The 4006-nt window shown below is 30.9% G+C and carries 5 protein-coding genes; all 5 read right to left on the bottom strand.

The features are described from left to right. Positions 1–211: 211 nt before the first annotated feature. Positions 212–733 carry a LuxR C-terminal-related transcriptional regulator gene (locus HMPREF9129_RS10575; protein ID WP_004820578.1) on the bottom strand — a complete coding sequence of 174 codons (522 nt, stop codon included), beginning with the start codon at positions 731–733 and terminating at the stop codon, positions 212–214. Beyond that, positions 733–1743, bottom strand: coding sequence for a LacI family DNA-binding transcriptional regulator (locus tag HMPREF9129_RS03910; protein ID WP_004820576.1), 1011 nt, complete (start codon positions 1741–1743; stop codon positions 733–735). Before HMPREF9129_RS03910 ends, HMPREF9129_RS10575 begins: the two co-directional genes overlap by 1 nt. 9 nt (positions 1744–1752) lie before the next feature. Further along, on the bottom strand, positions 1753–2643 hold the full coding sequence (locus tag HMPREF9129_RS03905; protein WP_004820575.1) for a diacylglycerol/lipid kinase family protein: 891 nt from the start codon (positions 2641–2643) through the stop codon (positions 1753–1755). Positions 2644–2811: 168 nt separating this feature from the next. Then, a complete protein-coding gene (locus HMPREF9129_RS03900; RefSeq protein WP_004820573.1) occupies positions 2812–3306 on the bottom strand; it encodes a hypothetical protein in 495 nt (164 codons plus the stop codon). Between the two features lie 13 nt (positions 3307–3319). Further along, positions 3320–3871: a YtxH domain-containing protein gene (locus HMPREF9129_RS03895; RefSeq protein ID WP_004820571.1), complete on the bottom strand. Its 552-nt coding sequence runs from the start codon at positions 3869–3871 to the stop codon at positions 3320–3322. Positions 3872–4006 lie beyond the last annotated feature (135 nt).

Here is a 4006-nt window from a genome sequence, read left to right as displayed (position 1 = left end):
CATTGTACCTCTTTCAGATTTCTTTGTCAAGAACTTTTTTTAATTCTTTTTAAGTTTTTTTCTTCAAGAGTGTTGCTCTTGCGAGACAACTTGTATATTATACAACAACTCATTTTCCATTGTCAAGAACTTTTTTTATTTTTTAAGTCCTTTTTTATGAAGTTTTTAGCTGTTTTCAACTTGTTCAGTTGACTTTTATTATATTACCATCTCATCTATTTTCTGTCAATAAAAATTTACATTTTTTTATAATTTCTCGTCTGTTTTTTACATTCAACTTTTTATATAACTCTGTAAGATTATTTTTTACAGTTTTCTCGCTTAAGTATAGAGCTTTTCCTATCTCTCTATTGCTCATTCCTTCTATAATTTTAGATATTAAGATATTCTCTCTTGCATTTAACATTCCCATTTCCACCTTAGTTTGGTTAAATTCTATAAAAGAATCCTCTAATGCCTTTTGAATGTATTTTCCACCTATATTAGCTTCTCTTATCGCTTTTATGAGTTCACCAACGGTTACATTTCTACACAGCTTAACTGTTGCAGTTGAGAGAAATGCTTGCCTATAGTCCTCAAATATTGTAACTTGCTTTTTATGGTCTATAATTTTATCTGATATGAGTATGGCATCTTCAGTCAATGTTTCTACTATTTCAAAGCTATTTTCTATACATGTTTGTTCTATACCTTTTTTTAAAAGTTCTTCTTTTATTTGGACATATACTTTCATTATTTTATATTTTTGATAGAATCTCTTTCAACTATACGAACTGGTAAAACTATAGTTTCGTCTTGTGTTGAATCTGTCTTTTCAATTGACTTTAAAATTCTTCTTATAGCTACTGCTCCTATGTCATAGTAAGAAAGTTGAACTGTTGTCAACTTAGGTCTATATATTGAAGATATTTCTGTTCCTCCAAATCCTGTAACTGAAATATCTTCCGGAACTTTATATCCGCTGTCAACTAAATAGTTTATAGCGTGTATAGCTATTTCATCTTGCGAACAGAAAAATGCTGTGTAGCCATTTTTAACTGCTTTTTCTATTTTATTTGCAACCTCTAAAACATCTTCTTCAGCAAGTCCCATTGTATAGATTACTTCTTCTTCTAACCCAAATTCTTTGACTGCTCTTTCATATCCTTTTAATTTTTTCTTTTCTTGCGTTCTATCTATGTCTTTTTGTATTACTATTGCCGCAACTTTTTTATGTCCATTATTAGCAATTAGTTTTACCATTTCATAGCTTATTTCTTCGTAATTTATTTGAACTTCAAGTTGGTCATTTGAACCATAATATTTATTCAAATTTATAAATGGTATTCTTGATTCTTCCAGTTTATAAGTAAGTTTTTGGTTTAAAGCTGTAGATATTACAATTATCCCTTCAACTTGTTTTTGAGCTAAAAGCTTAACAAATTTAAGTTCTGCTTCTAAATCTCCAAAAGAACTTGAAATCAACAAATCATAGTTGTACATTCTTCCAACTTCTTCTACACCTCTTAGTACTTTACTTACATAAGAGCTACCAATATCATCAACTATTACTCCGATGACATTTGATTTTTTGGTTACTAGGCTTCGAGCAATTTCATTAGGCCTATAATCCAATACTTCTATCGCATGTAATACTCTTCTTCTAGCCTCTGGGCTAACCGGTTTTGAATCGTTTATTACTCTTGATACTGTTGAAATTGATACATCAGCCATTTTTGCAACGTCTTTTATTGTAGATGTCATAACTTCCTCCTATTTTATTATTAATTTTATAGCTTTCTCTAAAATATTGAATGTAAGAGGTAATTTTTGTGCTCTTTCACCGTCTACATCGACAATCACATCTGCATCTGTAGATAGTGTTACCTCTTTAGTTTGAAAATATATCACTTTTTCATGTTCTATGTGTTTTCCCTTAGTAAAGTTTCCAATTAGTGTTGGAAGTTCAGATAGATCCAAATCTTTTACTATCATAACATCAATATACCCATCATCTACTGCGGCTTTTGGAGCGAGTTCAAATCCACCTACTGAGACTGAGTTTGCACATACAAAAGCTAATACATCTTCCTCTGCACTGTATTCTTCACTTTCTACTTTTAGTTTAAAATAAGTTTTCTTTTTCTTATCCCCTAATTTCACAACTTCTTTGAGTGCTTCTACATAATAAGCCGCTCTACCAAAAATAGTCTTTTTTTCTTCCGAAACACTGTATGCTATATCTGTCATCATACCACCGGCGGCTACATTTATAAACTTCCTATTTCCAGCTACTCCAACATCAATATTCTTAGTTTTTTCTGCTTTAAGCATGTTACAAAACTCTTCAACTTCTGTAGGTATTTCCATAGCTGTTACAAAGTCGTTCACAGTTCCGCCGCTTAAAATTGCCAAAGGTATTTCTTTTCCAGAATCTATCATTCCATTTACAACTTCATTAAGAGTGCCATCTCCTCCTATTGAAACTATAACCTCTTCTCCATCATCCTCTTTGGCAAATTCTGCAGCATCTCCGGACTTCCCAGTTAATCTCAAATCTATTTTACAGCCATTTTCAGACATGATTTCTACTATCTGTGCAATTTTATCAATCGCTGTTTCATTTCCCGATTTTGGATTTGCAATAATCTTATATTTTTTCATTCTTATACCTCATGATAGGAATCACTTTAATCCTATTTTAAAAATTAGATATACTTTTATTTATAGTATACGTTCTTCATATGTAATTTTACAAGTAATAGCTTTATTTATATCAAATATTTTTGTACTAAAAAGGGCGAAATTCTATTTAAGAACTTCGCCCAATAATCAGTTTCTTAGAAATACATCTTTTAATGCTTCAACCACTTCTTTTAAAATATAGAAATAGTCTACTACATTGTTTGCATTCAACGATATTGTCTTAGCTGTATCTGAAATTGTATCAGAAACACTTGAAACTGTGTTTGTAAGCTTCAATGTTGTGTGGTCTACTGATCTTGAAATATCGTCAACAGTATTTGTAATTGATCCAACTGTACCCACTAATCTTTCAACTTCCGGTCTTGCTATTACAACAAGTTCTGACGCTTCTCCGCTTATTAGATTTACATTAGATGCAATTTCAACGGCATTATCAGTAAGTTTTGGAACTTTTCTCAAAGTATCGTCTATTATCTCTTGATTGTTTTCTATTGTTAGATTTATTTTCTTTACTATACCCAGTACATTTTTCAAGACTAAAATTAGGTAAACTAAAACTCCTGCACCAGCTAAATAAAGCACTATAGTCAATAAATCTTGAACATTTATAGTCGCCTGCATTCTAGCCTCCTACTTATTTGTTGTCTTCAATCTTCTTTTTTGTTTTTTCTACTTCTTTTTTTATTTCTTTGGATGCTTCTTTTGCACCTTCAGATACTTCAGATGCTCCTTCTTTAACTTCTTCTTTGATGTTTTCTGCGCCTTCTTTTAGTGTTTGTGCAGTAGAATCTACATCCTTTTTCAAGTCTTTCATGTCTTCTTTTACTACTTCGCCTACTGCTTTAGCTTTAGCTCTAGCAATTTCTATATCATCTTTAATTTCAGATTTCTTTTGTTCAGCTTTTTCTTTTAAATCTTCATAAGTTTTCTTAACTTGCTCAGATGCTTGATATGCTTTGAATTGAATACTATCTGCAGCATCTCTTGTAGCACTTTCAAGATAGTCCTTAGTTTCTTGAGCTTTATCACTTATATCTTTTCTTGTCTTCTCTCCAGATTGTGGGGCAAAAAGTAATCCCAAAAGAGCTCCTAATGATGCACCAGCCACAACTTTCCCAGCGTCTCTCATTTGTCTTTTTACTCTTGCTTCTCTTTTTTTAGCTTCTAAATAATCAAATAAACTCATAATATCTTCTCCTTAATTAAATCTCAAGTTTTTGTCTATCTCTGATAGACTAATAATACCCTTCAATATATTATAATAATCAGAAATAGCAAAATTATAAAATATTTATTTTAAATTAATTGTTATTTTTAGTAC

This window comes from Peptoniphilus indolicus ATCC 29427 (genome assembly GCF_000227315.1).
Classification (GTDB): Bacteria; Bacillota; Clostridia; order Tissierellales; family Peptoniphilaceae; genus Peptoniphilus; species Peptoniphilus indolicus.
This window is presented reverse-complemented; position numbering and strand designations above follow the sequence as displayed.

What these genes read in the sequence shown, in the direction of transcription:
- HMPREF9129_RS03910 (WP_004820576.1), bottom strand. Translation starts at nt 1,743, where the DNA reads ATGACATCTACAATAAAAGACGTTGCAAAAATGGCTGATGTATCAATT.
- HMPREF9129_RS10575 (WP_004820578.1), bottom strand. Translation starts at nt 733, where the DNA reads ATGAAAGTATATGTCCAAATAAAAGAAGAACTTTTAAAAAAAGGTATA.
- HMPREF9129_RS03895 (WP_004820571.1), bottom strand. Translation starts at nt 3,871, where the DNA reads ATGAGTTTATTTGATTATTTAGAAGCTAAAAAAAGAGAAGCAAGAGTA.
- HMPREF9129_RS03905 (WP_004820575.1), bottom strand. Translation starts at nt 2,643, where the DNA reads ATGAAAAAATATAAGATTATTGCAAATCCAAAATCGGGAAATGAAACA.
- HMPREF9129_RS03900 (WP_004820573.1), bottom strand. Translation starts at nt 3,306, where the DNA reads ATGCAGGCGACTATAAATGTTCAAGATTTATTGACTATAGTGCTTTAT.